Annotated in this window: 1 protein-coding gene; it reads left to right on the forward strand. The window is 59.3% G+C overall.

The window, feature by feature from the left end; translation table 11 throughout:
* Nucleotides 1-88 precede the first annotated feature (88 nt).
* A protein-coding gene (locus ACP7BY_RS20960) for an IS630 family transposase (protein ID WP_137902488.1) occupies nucleotides 89-1,152 on the forward strand; the annotation gives its coding sequence in 2 pieces (ribosomal slippage) (nucleotides 89-580 and nucleotides 583-1,152; 1,062 coding nt in all).
* Nucleotides 1,153-1,169 lie beyond the last annotated feature (17 nt).

Here is a 1,169-nt window from a genome sequence, read left to right on the forward strand (position 1 = left end):
ATACCAACCTCCGATGATACTGACTCACGGGGGGATTCCCAAAGCGGCGAAACTCTGACTCTATGGCTGTCGATTGGAGGGCATGGCCATGGGTGCAGCGATCGGAATGCGGAACGACTTTGACGCCGCGAGCTTGAGGCGACTGGCGCGCGTGACCAAGAGCGCGAACCAGGGCCGTCGGCTTCTGGCTTTGGCGGAAATTTATGATGGCGGGAGCCGCAGCGATGCGGCGCGTATCGGCGGAGTGACGTTGCAGATCGTGCGGGACTGGGTCGTGCGGTTCAATGATAGAGGTCCTGACGGGCTCCTTAATGGTAAGGCACCGGGCAAGCCCCCTTTGTTGAGCGATGCCCAGCGCCAGGCTCTTGCGGAGATCGTTGAAAGCGGTCCGATCCCGGCGATCCATGGAGTTGTGCGTTGGAGACTGATCGACCTGACGCGGTGGCTCCATGATGAGTTCGGGGTGTCCCTGACGGAAACGACCGTGGGACGGGAGTTGAAGAAGCTGGGCTATGTCAAACTGACGGCGCGCCCGCGTCACCATGCGCAGAATGAATATGCGATGGAGGACTTTAAAAAGGGGGCTTTGCAGCCGAGCTGGCAAAGATCAAGGTCGCCCTTCCGCGCGGCACGGCGATAGAGGTCTGGTTTCAGGACGAAGCCCGGATCGGCCAGAAAAACAAGATCACCCGCCGCTGGGCCAGGCGCGGCACGCGGCCCTCGGCACCCAAGGACCAACGAACGAAATCGGCCTACATCTTCGGTGCCATCTGCCCCGAACTTGGCAAGGGCGCTGGCCTGGTTCTCCCATTCTGCAATACCCAGACCATGTCGCTGCATCTGGCGGAGATATCGCTTGCTATCGAGCCGGGCGCCCATGGCGTGTTGCTGATGGATCAAGCCGGATGGCACATGACCGGGAAACTGGAAGTACCTGATAATATCAGCATCGTTCCGCTGCCGCCCAAATGCCCCGAACTCAACCCGGTAGAAAATATCTGGCAGTTCATGCGCGATAACTGGCTATCCAACCGCATCTTCACATCCCACGACAACATCATCGACCTTTGCTGCGAGGCTTGGAACAGGCTGGTTGATCAGCCATGGCGCATCATGACAATCGGACGCCGCAAATGGGCGCGTGGGTCGTGATCAATGCAGGTTGGTAT

This window comes from Sphingomonas sp. PSPC2-2 (genome assembly GCF_049897725.1).
Taxonomy (GTDB): domain Bacteria; phylum Pseudomonadota; class Alphaproteobacteria; order Sphingomonadales; family Sphingomonadaceae; genus Sphingomonas.